19 protein-coding genes are annotated in these 15,979 nt (G+C 70.9%); 13 read left to right on the top strand and 6 right to left on the bottom strand.

Annotation, left to right across the window (positions count from 1 at the left end; genetic code table 11):
* Positions 1 to 67 precede the first annotated feature (67 nt).
* From BWR60_RS29195 to BWR60_RS29180, 4 genes are all read left to right on the top strand, one after another.
* Positions 68 to 970, top strand: a complete 903-nt coding sequence (locus tag BWR60_RS29195) for a LysR substrate-binding domain-containing protein (RefSeq protein WP_088155649.1) — start codon at positions 68 to 70, stop codon at positions 968 to 970.
* A gap of 73 nt (positions 971 to 1,043) precedes the next feature.
* A complete protein-coding gene (locus BWR60_RS29190) occupies positions 1,044 to 1,694 on the top strand; it encodes a glutathione S-transferase family protein (RefSeq protein ID WP_088155647.1) in 651 nt (216 codons plus the stop codon).
* Complete coding sequence (locus BWR60_RS29185) at positions 1,691 to 2,026, top strand: hypothetical protein (protein ID WP_088155645.1); 336 nt, start codon at positions 1,691 to 1,693, stop codon at positions 2,024 to 2,026. The genes BWR60_RS29190 and BWR60_RS29185 overlap by 4 nt, the downstream gene beginning before the upstream one ends.
* Before the next feature lie 100 nt (positions 2,027 to 2,126).
* Positions 2,127 to 2,546 (top strand): GNAT family N-acetyltransferase, encoded by a 420-nt coding sequence (locus tag BWR60_RS29180; RefSeq protein ID WP_218823732.1) that lies wholly within the window; start codon positions 2,127 to 2,129, stop codon positions 2,544 to 2,546.
* A gap of 2 nt (positions 2,547 to 2,548) precedes the next feature.
* Here the strand turns inward: BWR60_RS29180 and BWR60_RS29175 are convergent, their stop codons facing one another.
* Together BWR60_RS29175 and BWR60_RS29170 are read right to left on the bottom strand one after the other, a co-directional pair.
* Positions 2,549 to 3,502, bottom strand: a complete 954-nt coding sequence (locus BWR60_RS29175; protein WP_144445803.1) for a hypothetical protein — start codon at positions 3,500 to 3,502, stop codon at positions 2,549 to 2,551.
* A 238-nt stretch (positions 3,503 to 3,740) separates the two neighbouring features.
* Positions 3,741 to 4,610 (bottom strand): LysR family transcriptional regulator, encoded by an 870-nt coding sequence (locus tag BWR60_RS29170; protein WP_088155669.1) that lies wholly within the window; start codon positions 4,608 to 4,610, stop codon positions 3,741 to 3,743.
* A gap of 194 nt (positions 4,611 to 4,804) precedes the next feature.
* Between BWR60_RS29170 and BWR60_RS29165 the strand changes: the two genes are divergently transcribed.
* Together BWR60_RS29165 and BWR60_RS29160 are read left to right on the top strand one after the other, a co-directional pair.
* Positions 4,805 to 5,971, top strand: a complete 1,167-nt coding sequence (locus tag BWR60_RS29165) for a GSCFA domain-containing protein (RefSeq protein ID WP_088155639.1) — start codon at positions 4,805 to 4,807, stop codon at positions 5,969 to 5,971.
* Between the two features lie 132 nt (positions 5,972 to 6,103).
* Positions 6,104 to 7,288 (top strand): MFS transporter, encoded by a 1,185-nt coding sequence (locus tag BWR60_RS29160; protein WP_088155667.1) that lies wholly within the window; start codon positions 6,104 to 6,106, stop codon positions 7,286 to 7,288.
* A 249-nt stretch (positions 7,289 to 7,537) separates the two neighbouring features.
* Here BWR60_RS29160 and BWR60_RS29155 read toward each other — a convergent pair whose 3' ends face one another.
* Positions 7,538 to 8,782 (bottom strand): SAM-dependent methyltransferase, encoded by a 1,245-nt coding sequence (locus tag BWR60_RS29155; protein WP_088155637.1) that lies wholly within the window; start codon positions 8,780 to 8,782, stop codon positions 7,538 to 7,540.
* 201 nt (positions 8,783 to 8,983) lie between these two features.
* On the opposite strand from BWR60_RS29155, the gene BWR60_RS29150 reads away from it, so the two are divergent.
* The 6 genes from BWR60_RS29150 (at position 8,984) to panC (ending at position 13,779) form a co-directional block, all read left to right on the top strand.
* Complete coding sequence (locus BWR60_RS29150; RefSeq protein ID WP_088155635.1) at positions 8,984 to 9,268, top strand: GNAT family N-acetyltransferase; 285 nt, start codon at positions 8,984 to 8,986, stop codon at positions 9,266 to 9,268.
* Positions 9,269 to 9,327: 59 nt separating this feature from the next.
* Positions 9,328 to 10,749, top strand: a complete 1,422-nt coding sequence (locus tag BWR60_RS29145) for an amidase (protein WP_088155633.1) — start codon at positions 9,328 to 9,330, stop codon at positions 10,747 to 10,749.
* Between the two features lie 221 nt (positions 10,750 to 10,970).
* Positions 10,971 to 11,444 carry a carboxymuconolactone decarboxylase family protein gene (locus BWR60_RS29140; protein ID WP_088155631.1) on the top strand — a complete coding sequence of 158 codons (474 nt, stop codon included), beginning with the start codon at positions 10,971 to 10,973 and terminating at the stop codon, positions 11,442 to 11,444.
* A gap of 45 nt (positions 11,445 to 11,489) precedes the next feature.
* Complete coding sequence (locus tag BWR60_RS29135; protein WP_088155629.1) at positions 11,490 to 11,966, top strand: carboxymuconolactone decarboxylase family protein; 477 nt, start codon at positions 11,490 to 11,492, stop codon at positions 11,964 to 11,966.
* A 149-nt stretch (positions 11,967 to 12,115) separates the two neighbouring features.
* On the top strand, positions 12,116 to 12,940 hold the full coding sequence (panB, locus tag BWR60_RS29130; protein WP_088155627.1) for a 3-methyl-2-oxobutanoate hydroxymethyltransferase: 825 nt from the start codon (positions 12,116 to 12,118) through the stop codon (positions 12,938 to 12,940).
* Positions 12,937 to 13,779, top strand: coding sequence for a pantoate--beta-alanine ligase (gene panC, locus BWR60_RS29125; protein ID WP_088155625.1), 843 nt, complete (start codon positions 12,937 to 12,939; stop codon positions 13,777 to 13,779). Before panB ends, panC begins: the two co-directional genes overlap by 4 nt.
* A 3-nt stretch (positions 13,780 to 13,782) precedes the next feature.
* Here the strand turns inward: panC and BWR60_RS29120 are convergent, their stop codons facing one another.
* The 3 genes from BWR60_RS29120 to mdh form a co-directional block, all read right to left on the bottom strand.
* Positions 13,783 to 14,004 (bottom strand): hypothetical protein, encoded by a 222-nt coding sequence (locus tag BWR60_RS29120; RefSeq protein WP_088155624.1) that lies wholly within the window; start codon positions 14,002 to 14,004, stop codon positions 13,783 to 13,785.
* A gap of 84 nt (positions 14,005 to 14,088) precedes the next feature.
* A complete protein-coding gene (locus BWR60_RS38770) occupies positions 14,089 to 14,220 on the bottom strand; it encodes a hypothetical protein (RefSeq protein ID WP_275542407.1) in 132 nt (43 codons plus the stop codon).
* A gap of 78 nt (positions 14,221 to 14,298) precedes the next feature.
* Positions 14,299 to 15,261, bottom strand: a complete 963-nt coding sequence (gene mdh, locus BWR60_RS29115) for a malate dehydrogenase (protein ID WP_088155622.1) — start codon at positions 15,259 to 15,261, stop codon at positions 14,299 to 14,301.
* 166 nt (positions 15,262 to 15,427) lie between these two features.
* On the opposite strand from mdh, the gene BWR60_RS29110 reads away from it, so the two are divergent.
* A partial coding sequence (locus tag BWR60_RS29110; protein WP_218823731.1) for a PRC-barrel domain-containing protein occupies positions 15,428 to 15,979 on the top strand: 552 nt, incomplete at its 3' end.

Genomic DNA, 15,979 nt, shown 5'->3' with positions numbered 1-15,979 from the left:
TCGAACGGCAGGGCCACAACAAACGAGATTTCGTGTGGTTTAGGTTTAGAACAGCTAAACTCGTACCATGACCGGACCGCTCCCTCTCCTCGGCCTGCGGGCCTATGCCGAGATCGGCCGGCGCGGCAGCGTCAAGGCGGCGGCCGAGGCCATGGGCGTGACCCCCAGCGCGGTCAGCCAGCAGTTGAAGCTGCTGGAGCAGCGGCTGGGCCTGGCGCTGTTTGCCCGCGACCGCCGCGGCATCCGCCTGACCGGGGCTGGTGCCCGGGCGCATCCGCTGGTGCAGCGCGGCTTCGACCAGCTGGCCGAGGCCCTGGAGCTGCTGGCGGCGGAAGGGCGGCGGGAGACGCTGACGGTCAGCACCGCCCCGGCCTTCGCCGCCTCCTGGCTGGTGCCGCGGCTGGGCCGCTTCACCGCCCGCCATCCGGACATCGAGGTACGGGTCGAGGCGACCACGGCGCTGTCCGATCTCGGCCGGGTCGACGTGGTGCTGCGTCACGGCCTCGGCCGCTGGCCCGGGCTGGAATCGGAGCCGCTGCTGGCGCCGCGGCTGCTGCCGGTGGCCAGCCCCGAGCTGCTGCGCCGAGGCCCGGCAATCACCGAACCGGCCGACTGCCTGGCCTATCCGCTGCTGCAGGATGGCGACCGGGCCGACTGGCGGCTGTGGCTGGCGGCGCAGGGCATCGAGGATCCGCGGGCCGAGCGCGGCCCGGCCTTCGACAGCGACCTGCTGCTGGTGCGGGCGGCGATCGCCGGACAGGGGCTGGCGCTGATCCGCGACCTCTATGTCGAAGAGGAGATCGCCGCCGGCCGGCTGGTGCTGGCGCTCGACCGGCCCTGGCCGACCCGCTTCGCCTACTACGTCGCCGCCCGGCCGGCGATGTGGCGGACGCCGAAGCTGGCCGCCTTCCGCGCCTGGCTTGCCGAGGAGGTGCGCGGTGCCGAGGATGGCGCGGCCGGACCGGGCTGAGCCCCTGGCTCCACACTCCGCATCTGTGGTTCACTGCCGCCGCAACGACATTCCTCGGGGAGGATCTTCGGCCATGACCACGCCGCGCTTCATCCTGCACCATGCGCCACGCTCCCGCTCCAGCCGCGCTTTGTGGCTGCTGGAGGAGACGGGGGTGCCGTTCGAGATCGCGCCGCACGATTTCGCCAAGGCGACGCACAAGGACCCTGCCTATCTCGCCATCAATCCGGCCGGCAAGGTGCCGGCGCTGATCGACCGCGGCCCGGCGGGGGACTGGTCGCCGCCGGCGGTGGTGACCGAGAGCGCGGCGATCTGCGCCTACGTCGCCGACGCCGTGCCCGAGGCCGGGCTGGCGCCGCCGGTCGGCTCGCGCGAGCGCGCCGCCTACGCCACCTGGATCGCCTACTGTCCCTCGGTGCTGGAGCCGGCGCTGTCCGATTCGGTGTTCCCGCGGCGGGAGGAACCGCCGGCCCGCGCGATCGGCTGGTGCGCCTTCCCCGACGCGCTGCGGCGGGTGGAGACGGCGCTGCAGGCCGGCGGGCCCTATCTGCTCGGCGCCCGGTTCAGCGCCGCCGACGTGTTGATCGGGTCGCTGCTGCAATGGCTGCAGGGCTGGGGCAAGCTGCCGGAGAACGCGACCCTGGCCGCCTATCTCGCCACGCTCGCCGCCCGCCCGGCGGTGCAGCGCGCCCAGGCCTATGACGCGGCGCAGAGCGCGGCATGAGGCTCCGTTCCGCGATCGCGGCCGTCGCGCTGCTGGCCGCCGGTGCCGCCCGGGCCGAGGCGACGCATCCCTGCTCGGCCGACGCCGTCGACCATGCCCGCAAGCTGCTGGCCTTCCATTTCGGCGAGACCGAGATGACCGAGACGGTGGACGACACCGCCAAGCAAGTCGGCACCGTCAAGGCCCTGCGGGGCAGTGGCCGCTTCGATGTCCTCGAAGTCATGGGGTACATCTACAAGGGCGAGTACCGGATGCACTTCATCTACGCCCAGATCCCCGGCGACTGCGTGCTGATGGGGCAGGAAATCCTGGAGGCCAGCGATCCCTACTGACCTTCTCCGCCCGGCCGTCGCGGCCGACGCGCCGGCCATCGCCGCGCTGCATGTCGCGGTCTGGCGCGACACCTACCGCAGCCTGGCGCCGGCCTCGGCCATGGGCGCGCTCGATGTCGCCCGCCGCCAGGCGCGGTGGGAGACGATCCTGGCCGACCCGGCGCAGGTCGCGCTGGTGGCGGAGGTCGGCGGCGCCCTGGCCGGCTTCGGCCTGGCCGGGCCGCCCGGGGATCCCGCCTTCGGCGACCGGGGCGAGGTGAAATACCTCTATGTCGGAAGCGGTTTCGCCCGGCGCGGCCTCGGCCGCCGGCTGCTCGCCGCCCTGGCGGCGGCGATGGCGCGGCGGGGCTATGCCGCGCTCGGCCTCGGCGTGGTGGTCGGCAACGACCCGGCCATCGCCTTCTACGAGGCGCAGGGCGGCCGCCGCATCGGTGCCTACATCGACCCCGGGCCGCTCTGGCGCTCGGACAACCTGCTCTACGTTTGGGACGACCTCATAGCGTTGGCGGCGCGGGGATAGCGCTACCGGCGCCAGTGGGTCGCATTGTCCGGCGCCTTGATCGGCTCGAAGGCCATGTCGTTGAGATCCGCCACCAGCCTGGCGGCGGCGAGCCCGGTGCCGCCCCTGAATGCCTGCGCCGGGTCGAGCCGGTACAGGCATCCCTCCGCCGCATACAGCACGTCGCCATTGTGGTCGAGATCGGCCCAGTCGACCCGGCCGAGATCGATGCTGCCGCCCTCGGCATTCAGCAGGGCGGCGGTCTGGACATATTTGCGGCCCTGGCGCTCGAAGACGGCGTGTGTCGACAGCCGCAGGGCGCTCTTCTTCGCGCCCAGGTTCTTCTCGATGACGAGCGGAACCGGGAAGTCCCATCCGAATAGGCCCTTGCTGCCGTGGTATCGCGCGTTTGCGGGGTCGCCCACAAGGTGCCAGCCGTCGCGCTTCAGGCGCATCCAGCAGATCGGGTCGTCCTCGCCCCAGCCCGGCCGGTCGCCCAGCGGCTCGACGCGCATACGCTTTGGAACGGCGAAGCCGTCCGCCACGGCCGTTTCGTCGGTTCTCTCCGGTTGGCCGGGGCCAAGCAGGATGCGGCTGGCCGTGGTCAGCGCCTTCTCCTCCCGGCTCGCCGAAGCGGTCGCGGTCGTCGTCCGGTGGTTCAGCTTGAACCACAGCGGGCTCTCGAACAGCCCGCCGCCGCCCCAGGAATCGCCCTTAGGCCACAGCACCAGTGCCGTCAGCCAGGGCGGTCGCGAGATCGCCGTCCAGGAATAGTAGGGCGGTCGGTGCGTGGCGGCGAAATAGGCCAGCAGCTCGCCGTCCGGGCTCAGGTCGCAGCGCCGCTCATAGATCCGGCCCTTGAACCACTGGCCCGGATCGATGGTGTCCTTGGCCAGATTCCAGGCCAGCAGCCGCACCAACCGAGTGGGGCCGCGCCGGAAGACAACGGCCCGGCGACGGGCGCGGGCGATGAGCACGTAAAGGCGTGCCGATTGGGGATCGATGACAGGAATATCCATGACCGGATGCTCATGAGAACGAGAGCTAGAAGGGCGTCGGGAGCCTCAGTCGTTCTCGTTCGAGCATGGTCGCCATACCGGATGCAGGTCGTGGACCGTCAAGGTAGAAGATTTTCCCGGCTTCGACCAGCCGCGGACCACCACACCGCCGCGCCGTTCAGGTCGATGCGCCCGCGGCGGAGTGGGCGCCGGCGCCCTAGTCGAAGCGCAGCCGCTCGACCAGGAAATCGATGAAGGCGCGCACCCGGGCCGGCATGGTGCCGCGGCCCAGGAACAGGGCATGGATCTCCTCCATCTCGCGCGGGTCGTACTCCGGCAGCAGCTCGACCAGCCGGCCGGCATCGAGGTCGGACCTGACGTGGTAAAGGGCGGTGCGGCCGATTCCCATCCCGGCCAGCACCGCCTGGCGCAGCGTCTCGCCGTTGTTCACCACCAGGGGGCCGGTCACCTGCATCGGCCTCGGCCCGTCCGGCCCGGCCAGCACCCAGTCGGTGAAGCTGCGGCGGTAGTTGAAGGTCAGGCAGTCGTGGTCCGCCAGGTCCGCCGGGGTGCGCGGCACACCGCGCCGCTCGAGATAGGACGGTGCCGCGATCAGCACCCGGCGGCTGACGCCCAGCTTGCGGGCCTGCAGGCTGCTGTCGCGCAGCGGCCCGTGACGGATGGCGACATCGGTGCGCTCGGCCAGGATGTCGACCACCTCGTCGGTCAGGCTGACATCCAGCGTCACCGCCGGGAAGCGGGCGCGGAATTCCGGCAGCAGCGGCACGACGCAATGCGTGCCGAAGGGGATCGAGGCGCTGATGCGCAGCCGGCCGCGCGGCGCCGCGGCGCCGGAGACGCCGGCCTCGGCCTCGGCGATGTCGGCCAGGATGCGGCTGGCCTGCTCGTAGAACAGGTCGCCCTCCGGCGTCGGCCGCAGGCTGCGGGTCGAGCGTGCCAGCAGGCGCACGCCCAGCCGCTCCTCCAGCCGCCCGATCAGCTTGGCGACGGCCGACGGCGTCAGGCCCAGGCGGCGGGCAGCGGCGGAGAAGCTGCCCTCCTCCACCACCCGTACGAAGACTTCCATCTCACCGGACCGGTTGATATCCATTGGCGATTCCTGGTCTTGGAGGTATGGATCGGTAAAATCTTAAGTTCTAAGGTTTCGGTCCAGGGAGGCTGGATTCGGTAACGACATCCTGTCATGCTGCGACGCATCAAAACTGATTTCGACGTTCGAGGGCCCGGCCGGCCGGGTCGCAGACCGAAGGGGGTTTTGGCATGTCCAGAATCGTGATCGAGCAGGACGGCGTGCAGCGCAAGGCCAGCGCATCGTTCTTCCGCGGCGAGACGACGAACTTCTATCCCGGCGACAAGTCCCTGGAGCGCGCGGGCGTCGTTGGCGAATACCTGGCGAAGGGCTGGATGCCGGCGGAGCGGTTCGTGAACCAGACGACGCCGATCGTCGCCTTCGGCTCCTGCTTCGCCGACAACATCAGCAGGTACCTTCACAAGGCCGGCTTCAACGTGCTGACCAAGCGCGACAACCTCGCCTATGTCTCGAAGATGGGCGATGGCATGGTCAACACCTTCGCCATCCGCCAGCAATTCGAATGGGCCTGGCTCGGCAAGACGCCGAAGGCCGATCTCTGGCACGGCTACGACGCCGCCGAGTTCGGCTATGACGAGGCGGTGCGGCTGCGCACCAGGGCGCTGTTCGACGAGGCGGAGCTGTTCGTCATCACCCTCGGCCTGTCCGAGGTGTGGTACGACGAGCCGACCGGCGAGGTGTTCTGGCGGGCGGTGCCGAAGGACAAGTACGACCCGTCGCGGCACAAGTTCCGGGTCACCACCCATGCCGAGAACCTGGAGAACCTGCAGGCGATCCACGCGCTGATCCGCCATTTCCGGCCGGATGCGGCGGTGCTGTTCACGGTGTCGCCGATCCCGCTGGCCGCAACCTTCCGGCCGGTGACCTGCCTGTCGGCCAATGCGGTGTCGAAGGCGATCCTGCGCGCCGCCGCCGACGAGTTCTTCCGCCGCAACGCGCCGAACGACCCGAAGCTGTTCTACTTCCCGAGCTACGACATCGTGATGTACGGCTTCAACCACCAGTGGCGGGACGACCGGCGGCATGTCTACTCGCATGTGCTCGACTTCAACATGAAGGTGTTCGAGCGCTACTACTGCCAGACCGCCCTGGACGATGACGGGCTGCTGCAGTCTCTCCGCTACGCCCAGCGCCAGGACCGGCTGATCGGCCAGCTCGGCCATGCCGCGATGGCGAAGCAGGAGGCGACGACGGATGACGAGCGCATCGCCGCCCGGAAGGCGCTGGGCCGGAGCCGGCGCGAGCTGGAGCGGGCGCGGATCCGCGAGGAGCGGCGGCAGCAGCGCATCGCCGAGCGTCGCGCGGCGGCGGCCGGGTCGGCGATCGCGGCGGAGTAGGGGCAGGGCGAGGGCTGCGGGAGAGTCGATCGTCTTTGAACCTGGTTCACAGCTGATTGGATTTTCCGAAGCATAGTACAAGGCCGGCGCGGCGGCCATCTAGCGGTGAGCTTTCATCGCAAGGTGGCCGTCATGCCCATTGCCCTCTATGCCCTCGCGGTCGGTGCCTTCGGCATCGGCATCACCGAATTCGTGATCATGGGCCTGCTGATGGAGGTCGGGACCGATCTCGGCGTCTCGATCTCCACCGCCGGCCTCCTGATCAGCGGCTATGCGCTCGGCGTCGTCGCCGGCGCGCCGATCCTCACCACCCTGACCGGCCGGATGTCGCGCAAGACCGTGCTGCTGGGGCTGATGGTGATCTTCACCATCGGCAACCTGGCCTGCGCGGTGGCGCCCGACTACGCCACGCTGATGGCGGCGCGGGTGCTGACCGCCTTCGCCCACGGCACCTTCTTCGGTGTCGGCTCGGTGGTCGCCACCGGCCTCGTGCCGGCGCAGAAGCGCGCCTCGGCCATCGCCATCATGTTCACCGGCCTGACCGTCGCCAACATCCTGGGCGTGCCCTTCGGCACCTGGCTGGGCCAGGGCTTCGGCTGGCGCGCCACCTTCTGGGCCGTGACCGCGGTCGGCCTCGCCGCGCTGGCCGTGATCGCCGTCGCCGTGCCGAAGGACGAAGCGCCGGCCGAGGAGTCGGACTGGCGGCAGGATTTGAAGGTGCTGGCGCGCCGCCCGGTGCTGCTGGGCCTGCTGACCACGGTGCTGGGCTTCGCCGCCGTCTTCGCCGTCTTCACCTATATCGCGCCGATCCTGACCCGGATCACCGGCGTGTCGGAGCAGGCGGTGTCGCCGATCCTGCTGGTGTTCGGCGGCGGCCTGGTGGTCGGCAACCTGCTGGGCGGCAAGTTCGCCGACCGCTGGCTGGTGCCGACCGTGCTGGGCAGCATGCTGGTGCTGGCCCTGGTCCTCGGCCTGATGACCTTCGCCGTGCACAGCACCGTGCTGGCCGTGGTCTTCGTCGGCCTGCTCGGCGCCGCCGGCTTCGCCACCGTCGCGCCGCTGCAGATGTGGGTGATGGAGAAGGCCGAAGGCGCCGGCCAGAGCCTGGCGTCGAGCTTCAACATCGCCGCCTTCAACCTCGGCAACGCGCTGGGCGCCTGGCTCGGCGGCCAGGTGATCGAGCACGGCCCCGGCCTGGGCGCGGTGCCCTGGGTGGCGGCGCTGGTGCCGCTGGTCGGCGTCGCGGTGGCCGCGGTCAGCCTGCGGCTCGACCGCCGCGCCCCGGCCCTGGTCCCGGCGGCGGACTGCGCGTCCTGAGGCAGCGCCACCCGGATGATGCGAAAGCGGCGCGCAGGACTTTCCGGCGGGCCGCTTTCGTGTCAGGGCTCATACCAGCGGCCCGAAATATGAACCGTCATTGCGAGCGCAGCGAAGCAATCCAGGGTCGCTCGCTGTGGCCCCTGGATTGCTTCGTCGGCTTCGCCTCCTCGCAATGACGGCGAGGGGCGGCTGACTTTCGGAGCGCGCCTGCTGGGGTGAGAGAAGCCCGATCACGGGCTCAATGACTCACGCCGTCGCGCGGCTCGGCTGCGGCACGACGCTGTCGCCGACATCGGTCAACGCCATCTGCCGCTCGCGCTCGACCATGTAGTCGCGGGTGATCGGCACGGTGTCGATGCGCTTGGCGAATTGCAGCTGGAAGATCACCGTGGTGCGGTAGCGGAAGCCGACCTCGCACAGCGCCAGGTAGAACTCCCACATCCGGCAGAAGCGCTCGTCGTAGAGCTTCGCCGCCTCGGCCCAGCGGGCCATGAAGCGCTCGCGCCAGTGCCGCAGCGTCTCGGCATAGTGGATGCGCAGCACCTCGACATCGGTGATGGTCAGGCCGACGCGCTCCGCCATCGTCGCCAGCTCCGACAGGGTCGGCAGGTCGGCGCCCGGGAAGATGTATTTGCGGATGAACGGGTTGATCGGGCCCGGCGTGTCGGAATAGCCGATCGAGTGGATCAGGGCGACGCCGTCATCGGCCAGCAGGCCGTGCAGCTTGGCGAAGAACTCGGCGTAGTTGCGCTTGCCGACATGCTCGAACATGCCGACCGAGACGATGCGCTGATACGGCCCCTGCTCCTGCCGGTAGTCGCGCAGGTGGAACTTGGCCCGGTCCGCCAGGCCGGCCGCTTCCGCCCGCGCCGTGCTCAGCTTGTGCTGCTCGGTGCTCAGGGTCACGCCGGTGACGTCGGCCCCGGTCTCGCGCGCCAGGTACAGGCCCAGGCCGCCCCAGCCGGAGCCGATGTCCAGCGTCTTCAGCCCCGGCCGGTCGAACAGCAGCTTGGCGGCGATGTGCCGCTTCTTGTTCAGCTGCGCCGTCTCCAGGCTGTCGTCGGGGGTGGCGAAATAGGCGCAGGAATACTGGCGGTCGGCGTCCAGGAACAGGTCGTACAGCTCGGCCGACAGGTCGTAGTGGTGGGCGACGTTCTGCTGCGCCTTGCCGACCGGATTGTACTGCTTCAGCCCGCGGGTCACCCGGGCGATCAGCGCCAGCCAGCCGTGGCTGTCGACCTTCAGGTTCTTCGCCACCACCGCCAGGAAGTCGTAGAGCGAGCCCTCCTCGACGGTCAGCTGGCCGTCCATATAGGCCTCGCCCAGCGCCAGGCCCGGGTTGCGCATCAGCGTGTAGGCCAGGCGCGGCGACTTCAGCCGGATCACCGCGCGGGGCGGGGAACTGTCGCCGATGGCATGCGCGCGGCCGGCGGCATCGATCACCCGCAGGCTGCCGTCCCGGACGATCGATTTCAGAAGTGCAATGAACATCCTGCCCAAATCTCTCATTCGTCGCCGCCTGACGCGGGTCGGACGCAGCCCAGACGGGCATGGCGGGCGATCCGGAGGCCGGGGCGATTCCCTGTCCAAGCGCAAAGTTGGACCATGCCCCGGCCGGTTTGTGTACCCTTTTTGTGCATGCGGGCCCGGATCGGGTGCGCCGCGTGACCGATGCAACCAAAAGGAGCCGTCATGGCCGAGGTCACCGACAACCCGGCGCTGAGCCGCTACGAGATGGCGGTCGACGGCGTCACCGCCTTCGTCGAGTACCGCCGCGACGGCGACGTGCTGGCGCTGACCCACACCGAGGTGCCGCAGGCGCTGTCCGGCCGCGGTGTCGGCTCCGCTTTGGCGCGCGGCGCGCTGGACCGGATCCGCGCCGCCGGCCTCAGGATCCGGCCGCTCTGCCCGTTCATCGCCGCCTTCATCCAGCGGCACCCGGATTATGCGGATCTGGTCGCCGCCGATCGCGGTTGACGCTGTCCGCCGCGGCCCCGCAGATTTGCCGGACAAGAATCCGGGAGCAAGAGGCGGTCATGGCGGAGCTGTGCGATCTCGAGGCGGTGGAACTGCGGCGCCTGATCGGGGCGGGGGAGGTCTCGCCGGTCGATCTGGTCGAGAGCTGCATCGCCCGGATCGAGGCGGCGGACCCGGCGGTCAACGCCATCACCGCCAAGGCCTATGACCGGGCCCGGGCCGAGGCGCGGGCGGCCGAGACGGCGGTGCGCCGCGGCGATGCGCTGGGGCCGCTGCACGGGCTGCCGATCGGGGTGAAGGACCTCAGCGACACCGAGGGGCTGCTGACCGCCTATGGCTCGCCGCTCTTCGCCGACAACGTCCCGGTGGCCGACGAGCTTGTGGTGGCGGTGCTGCGCCGGGCCGGCGCCATCGTGCTGGCCAAGACCAACACGCCGGAATTCGGCGCCGGCGCCAACACGCGCAATGAGGTGTTCGGCCCGACCCGCAATCCGTTCGACCACGAGCTGACCTGCGCCGGTTCCTCCGGCGGCTCGGCGGTGGCACTGGCCTGCGGCATGGTTCCGCTGGCCACCGGCTCCGACCTCGCCGGCAGCCTGCGCACCCCGGCGGCCTATTGCGGCATCGTCGGCTTCCGCCCGACCCCGGGCCTGATCCCGACCGAGACGCGCGGCCATGGCTGGTCGCCGCTGTCGGTCGACGGGCCGATGGCGCGGACGGTGGCCGACGCCGGCCTGCTTCTGTCCGCCATGACCGGCCACGACCCGCGCGACCCGCTGTCGCTCGGCGTCGACGGCGCCGCCTTCCGCGCGCTCGACACGGTCGATCTCGGCGGGCTGACCGTCGCCTTCACCGAGGATCTCGGCTTCGCCCCGGTCGACAGCCGGGTCCGCCGCAGCTTCCGTGCCGCCCGCCAAGCGCTGGAGCCGGCGGTCGGTCGCAGTGTCGACTTCGCCGTGGACATGGCCGGGGTGGACGAGGCCTTCGCCGCGCTGCGCGCCGTCGGCTTCGTCGCGGCGCATCGCGAGAAGGTCGAGGCGACGCCTGACAAGGTCGGGCCGAACGTCACCGCCAATGTCGCCGCCGGCATGAAGCTCGGCCTCGCCGACGTGGCCAGCGCCCTGACGGTGCAGACCCGGGTGGTGCGCGACGCCGACGCCTTCCTGTCCGGGGTCGATGTGGTGATCTGCCCGGTGGCCGGCCACCCGCCTTTCCCGTGGCGGGACTGGTACCCGGCGACGATCGATGGCGCCGCTTTGTCCAGCTACTTCCACTGGCTGGCGCTGGCCTACGGCCCGACGCTGGCCGGCCTGCCCTCGGTGGCGCTGCCCTTCGGCCGCGACGAGGCCGGCCTGCCCTTCGGCCTGCAGATCATCGGCCGCCGCCGCGGCGACCACGCGGCGCTGTCCGCCGCCCGGGCGATCGAGGCCTGGGCCGGGCAGAATGGCTTCGGCCGGGCGATTCCTCAGATTTCTCAATAGCGTCATTGCGAGCGCAGCGAAGCAATCCAGGGGCCAGTGCGCACCGGCCCCTGGATTGCTTCGTCGGTTTCACCTCCTCGCAATGACGGCGAGGGGCAACCGGAGAACATCGGAAGCCGCCTTTTTTCGGCGGGCCTGTCACATTCGCGGACGCTGCCCCGTCTTGATATCGAGACCGCCCCGACGGGCGGTTCCGATCTCACGATGGGAAAGCTTTGACCATGTCCGCTCGTCTCGACTACGCCGCCGTCGCCCCCGGCGCCATCAAGGCCCAGTACGGCGTACACGTCTATCTCGAGGGCTGCGGCCTCTCGATGACCCTGCAGGAGCTGATCTTCCTGCGCGTCTCGCAGATCAACGGCTGCGCCTATTGCCTCGACATGCACGCCAAGGCCCTGCGCAAGGACGGTGAGGGCCAGCAGCGGCTGGACGCCGTCGCCGGCTGGCGCGAGGCGCATGGCCTGTTCAGCGCCCGCGAGCGGGCGGCGCTGGCCTGGGCCGAGGCCCTGACGCTGGTGGCCGACACCCGCCAGGTGGCGGATTCTATCTATGACGAGGTGAAGGCTCAGTTCAGCGACCGTGAGCTGGTCGACCTGACCCTCGCCATCTGCTCGATCAACAGCTGGAACCGCCTGGCCGTCGGCTTCGCCCGCGGGCCGGAACCGGACGAGCAGAGCCGGAAGGCCGCGGCCTGAGGGCCGACCGCCGGTTCCGATCATCAAGCGGGGGAAGTTTTCGACATGTCCACGCGTCTCGATTGGGCCGCCGCGGCGCCCGGCGCGCTGAAGGCGCAGTATGGCGTGCACGTCTATCTGGAGAGCTGCGGCCTGCCGAAGTCCCTGCTGCTGCTGATCGATCTGCGCGTGTCGCAGATCAATGGCTGCGCCTTCTGCCTCGACATGCATGCCAGGAGCCTGCGCGAGGCGGGGGAGGGCCAGCAGCGGCTGGACTGCCTCGCCGGCTGGCGCGAGGCGCACGGCCTGTTCAGCGCCCGCGAGCAGGCGGCGCTGGCCTGGGCCGAGGCGCTGACCCGTGTCGCCGACGCGCGGCAGGTGCCGGATGCGATCTATGCGGCGGCGAAGGCGCAGTTCAGCGATCGCGAGCTGGTCGACCTGACCCTGGCTGTATGCTCGATCAACAGCTGGAACCGGCTGGCGGTGGGCTTCGGCAAGGGGCCGGAGCCGGATGGCGCCAGCCGCGAGGCCGCCGCGGCCTGACGTTCCGCCGGTCTGTGCGCTCCGGCGGGCGGCTTCGGCCGCCCGTCGCTTTTTCACGTCGTGACATCCGGCTTGCCTCGACGGATTTTGCACTGCAGCATCCCGGATCCGGGACGACAGAGCCCGCACCGACCGGGGAGTGAACCGAGGTGAGCGTTTCCGCGCCGATCCGGCGCATCACGATCCCGCAGCTCCGCGCCCGCAAGGGGCAGGAGCCGATCGTGGTGCTGACCGCCTACACCACGCCGATGGCCCGGCTCCTGGACCCGCATGTCGACGCGCTGCTGGTCGGCGACAGCCTGGGCATGGTGGTGCACGGGCTGGACAGCACCGTCGGCGTGACGCTGGAGATGATGGCGCTGCACACCGCCGCGGTCCGCCGCGGCTCCGTCCGGGCCGCGATCATCGCCGACCTGCCCTTCGGCAGCTACCAGGCCTCGCCGCGCGATGCCTTCGCCGCCTCCGCCCGGCTGCTGGCCGAGGGCGCCTCCGCCGTGAAGCTGGAGGGCGGCGAGGAGATGGCGGAGACGGTGGCCTTCCTGGTGGCCCGCGGCATCCCGGTGATGGGCCATGTCGGCCTGCTGCCGCAATCGGTCAACGTGCTGGGCGGCTACAATGCCCGCGGCCGGTCGGCGGAGGAGGCGGCGCGCATCATGTCGTCCGCCAAGGCGATGGCGGCTGCCGGCGCCTTCTCGCTGGTGATCGAGGGCACGGTCGAGCCGCTGGCCCGCCGGATCACCGAGGAGGTGGCGATCCCGACCATCGGCATCGGCGCCTCGGTGGCTTGCGACGGCCAGGTGCTGGTGGTCGACGACATGCTGGGCCTGACCGGCGCCGGCACGCCGCGCTTCGTCCGCCGCTATGCCGAGCTGGAGGCCGCGATCACCGAGGCGGCGACGGGCTTCGCCGCCGATGTCCGCGCCCGGCGCTTCCCAGGCCCCGAGCATGTCTTCGCCGAGAAGAAGCCGTCATGACCGCCGACAGCGCCGCCCCCGTCATCGCCCGCAGCGCGGCCGAACTGCGCGCCGCCGTGTCCGGCTGGCACCGCGCCGGCGACCGCATCGGCCTGGTGCCGACCATGGGCGCGCTGCATGAGGGCCACCTGGCCCTGGCCGCGGCCCTGCGCCAGGCGGGAATGAACCGGGTGATGTTCAGCATCTTCGTCAACCCGACCCAGTTCGCCCCGACCGAGGATTTCAGCCGCTATCCGCGGCGCGAGGCCGAGGACCTGGCCAAGCTGGCCGCGTGCGGCGCCGACCTCGCCTATCTGCCGGCGGTGGAGGAGATCTATCCGGACGGCTTCGCCTTCTCGATCGTGCCCAGCGGCCCGATCGTCGCCGATCTCGAGGCGGCGGTGCGGCCCGGCCATTTCGCCGGGGTGGCCACGGTGGTGGCGAAGCTCCTGATCCAGGCGGCGCCGGACCTCGCCGCCTTCGGCGAGAAGGATTTTCAGCAGCTGCTGGTGGTGCGCCGGCTGGTGCGCGACCTCGACCTGCCCTGCGAGATCCTGCCGGTGCCGACGGTGCGCGACCGCGACGGCCTGGCCCTGTCCTCGCGCAACGCCTATCTCGGCACGCCGCAACTCGCGGTGGCCCGGCGGCTCAACCGCATCCTGGCGGAGATCGCCGCCGACCCGTCGCGGCTGGCCGCGGGGCCGGACCGGCTGCGCGACGCCGGCTTCGACGCGGTCGACTATCTGGTGCTGCGCGACGCCGAGACCCTGGCCGAGCCGGCGCCCGGCCGGCCGCGGCGGCTGATCGCCGCGGTCCGGCTCGGCGCCACGCGGCTGCTCGACAACCTGGCTGTACCGTAAGGCCTACTTCGCCGGCGGCGTCGTCTGGCTCTGGGCCGGGTCCTGCTGGCCGGTCAGCGACGAGGGCGGGGCCGACAGCGGCTGGCGCTGGATCGGCTCGGTCGGGACCGCCGGCGGCGCCGGCTCGCCCTGCATGATCGGGCGGTCGATCGGGATCTCGTCCGAGCCGCAGGCGGCGAGGGTCAGGAGGGACAGGCCGGCGGCGGCCAGGATCAGACGGTGCATGGGCACATCCTTCGGTCTTGATGGGGCGCGCACTCTAGCCATCCGCGGCAGCGGAGGCGAGGGGCGGCGGCGTCCCGCCCGGCCTCAGCCGAACTGGAGGCTGCAGGCGGACAGCGCCACCAGCGGCGCGAGCAGCGACACGGCCAGGGCGATGCGGCGCATGGATCCTCTCCGGTGGCGGCGCGGATGCGCCTCGCGGAGCAGGCTGGCGGCCAAATGCGGCGAAAATCGGCCGAAACGACGAACGCCGCGGACCGGGGCCCGCGGCGTTCGCCATGCGTCAGGAAGGAAGGATCAGGCGGCCGAGCTCATCAGCTTCTTGGTGGTCTCGACCAGGCCCTTGACCGCGGCGACCGACTTGTCGAAGGCGGCCTTCTCGTCGGCGGTGAACTGGACCTCGACGATCCGCTCGACGCCCGCGGCGCCGATCACCACCGGCACGCCGATATAGAAGTCGCTGACGCCGTACTGGCCGGTCAGATAGGCGGCGCAGGGCAGCACGCGCTTCTTGTCGCGCAGGTAGCTCTCGGCCATGGCGATGGCGGAGGAGGCGGGGGCGTAGAAGGCGCTGCCGGTCTTCAAGAGGCCGACGATCTCGGCGCCGCCGTCACGGGTGCGCTGGATGATCTGGTCCAGCTTCTCCTGCGAGGTCCAGCCCATCTTCACCAGGTCCGGCAGCGGGATGCCGGCGACGGTGGAGTAGCGGGCCAGCGGCACCATGGTGTCGCCATGGCCGCCCAGCACGAAGGCGGTGACGTCCTCGACCGAGACCTTGAACTCCTCGGCCAGGAAATAGCGGAAGCGCGCCGAGTCGAGCACGCCGGCCATGCCGACCACCTTCTCCGGCTTCAGGCCGGAGACTTCGCGCAGCACGCCGACCATGGCATCCAGCGGGTTGGTGATGCAGATGACGAAGGCGTTCGGGGCGTACTGCTTGATACCGGCGCCGACCGCCTGCATGACCTTGGTGTTGACGCCGATCAGGTCGTCGCGGCTCATGCCCGGCTTGCGCGGCACGCCGGCGGTGACGATGACGACGTCGGCGCCCTCGATCGCCGAATAGTCGCTGCCGCCCTTGAGCACGGCGTCGAAGCCCTCGACCGGGGACGCCTCGGCGATGTCCAGCGCCTTGCCCTGCGGCACGCCGTCGACGACGTCGAACAGGGTGATGTCACCGAGCTCCTTGAGCCCGGCGAGAAGGGCGAGGGTACCACCGATCTGCCCGGCGCCGATGAGGGCGATCTTGTTGCGCGCCATGACGTGCCATCCTTCCGATGAGCAGCAGAAAAGACGGGCCCTGTCCTAGCGCTATTTCGCGGGTGCGGCAAGAACGGGTCGGCCCGTCGCGGGTTGATCCGGGCGAAGCGGTTGCCATCGGCGCGATGCGCCCCAGATCAGGTCCACCACAATGGCAGGTTTCGCGATGCGCATTCTCCTTCCGGCCGTCCTCGCCCTGCTCGGGGCGGCCGGCTCGCTCCACGCCCAGGACGCCCAGCCGGCGAAGCCTGACACGCCGCCCGCGGCCGAAGCTCCTGCGGCCCCCGCCGCGCCGGCCGCGCCGCAGGAAGGCGACCAGCGGCAGGCGTCGGAGACGCCGGCCGTGGTGATCGAGGGCAATGCCGCCGGCACGCTGCTCGGCAAGTCGGTGCGCAGCGCCACGGGCGAGGATCTGGGCCGCGTCGTCGACGTGGTGGTCGACCGCGCCGGAATGACGCGGGCGGCGATCGTCGATTTCGGCGGCTTCCTCGGCGTCGGCTCGCGCCAGATCGCGGTCGACTGGCGGGTGCTGCACTTCCCGAAGAACGGCAGCATGGACACGATCGTCACCGACCTGACCGAGGCCCAGCTGCGCGGCGCGCCGGCCTACAAGCCGGGCGAGCCGGTGGTGGTGGTCGGCCGGGCCGACACCGCCCCGGCGCCGGCCGCCCCGGATGCGCCGGGCTCGCCGTCCCCGGCGCCGGCTCCGGCTCCGGCC

Source organism: Inquilinus limosus (assembly GCF_002195995.1).
GTDB lineage: Bacteria > Pseudomonadota > Alphaproteobacteria > DSM-16000 > Inquilinaceae > Inquilinus > Inquilinus limosus_C.
Note: the sequence above shows the minus strand (reverse complement) of the source record. Positions and strands in the feature narration are given on the sequence as shown.

Coding starts and splice junctions, on each gene's coding strand:
- BWR60_RS29195 (WP_088155649.1), top strand. CDS start 68: ATGACCGGACCGCTCCCTCTCCTCGGCCTGCGGGCCTATGCCGAGATC.
- BWR60_RS29190 (WP_088155647.1), top strand. CDS start 1,044: ATGACCACGCCGCGCTTCATCCTGCACCATGCGCCACGCTCCCGCTCC.
- BWR60_RS29185 (WP_088155645.1), top strand. CDS start 1,691: ATGAGGCTCCGTTCCGCGATCGCGGCCGTCGCGCTGCTGGCCGCCGGT.
- BWR60_RS29180 (WP_218823732.1), top strand. CDS start 2,127: ATGGGCGCGCTCGATGTCGCCCGCCGCCAGGCGCGGTGGGAGACGATC.
- BWR60_RS29170 (WP_088155669.1), bottom strand. CDS start 4,610: ATGGAAGTCTTCGTACGGGTGGTGGAGGAGGGCAGCTTCTCCGCCGCT.
- BWR60_RS29165 (WP_088155639.1), top strand. CDS start 4,805: ATGTCCAGAATCGTGATCGAGCAGGACGGCGTGCAGCGCAAGGCCAGC.
- BWR60_RS29160 (WP_088155667.1), top strand. CDS start 6,104: ATGCCCATTGCCCTCTATGCCCTCGCGGTCGGTGCCTTCGGCATCGGC.
- BWR60_RS29155 (WP_088155637.1), bottom strand. CDS start 8,782: ATGTTCATTGCACTTCTGAAATCGATCGTCCGGGACGGCAGCCTGCGG.
- BWR60_RS29150 (WP_088155635.1), top strand. CDS start 8,984: ATGGCCGAGGTCACCGACAACCCGGCGCTGAGCCGCTACGAGATGGCG.
- BWR60_RS29145 (WP_088155633.1), top strand. CDS start 9,328: ATGGCGGAGCTGTGCGATCTCGAGGCGGTGGAACTGCGGCGCCTGATC.
- BWR60_RS29140 (WP_088155631.1), top strand. CDS start 10,971: ATGTCCGCTCGTCTCGACTACGCCGCCGTCGCCCCCGGCGCCATCAAG.
- BWR60_RS29135 (WP_088155629.1), top strand. CDS start 11,490: ATGTCCACGCGTCTCGATTGGGCCGCCGCGGCGCCCGGCGCGCTGAAG.
- panC (WP_088155625.1), top strand. CDS start 12,937: ATGACCGCCGACAGCGCCGCCCCCGTCATCGCCCGCAGCGCGGCCGAA.
- BWR60_RS29120 (WP_088155624.1), bottom strand. CDS start 14,004: ATGCACCGTCTGATCCTGGCCGCCGCCGGCCTGTCCCTCCTGACCCTC.
- mdh (WP_088155622.1), bottom strand. CDS start 15,261: ATGGCGCGCAACAAGATCGCCCTCATCGGCGCCGGGCAGATCGGTGGT.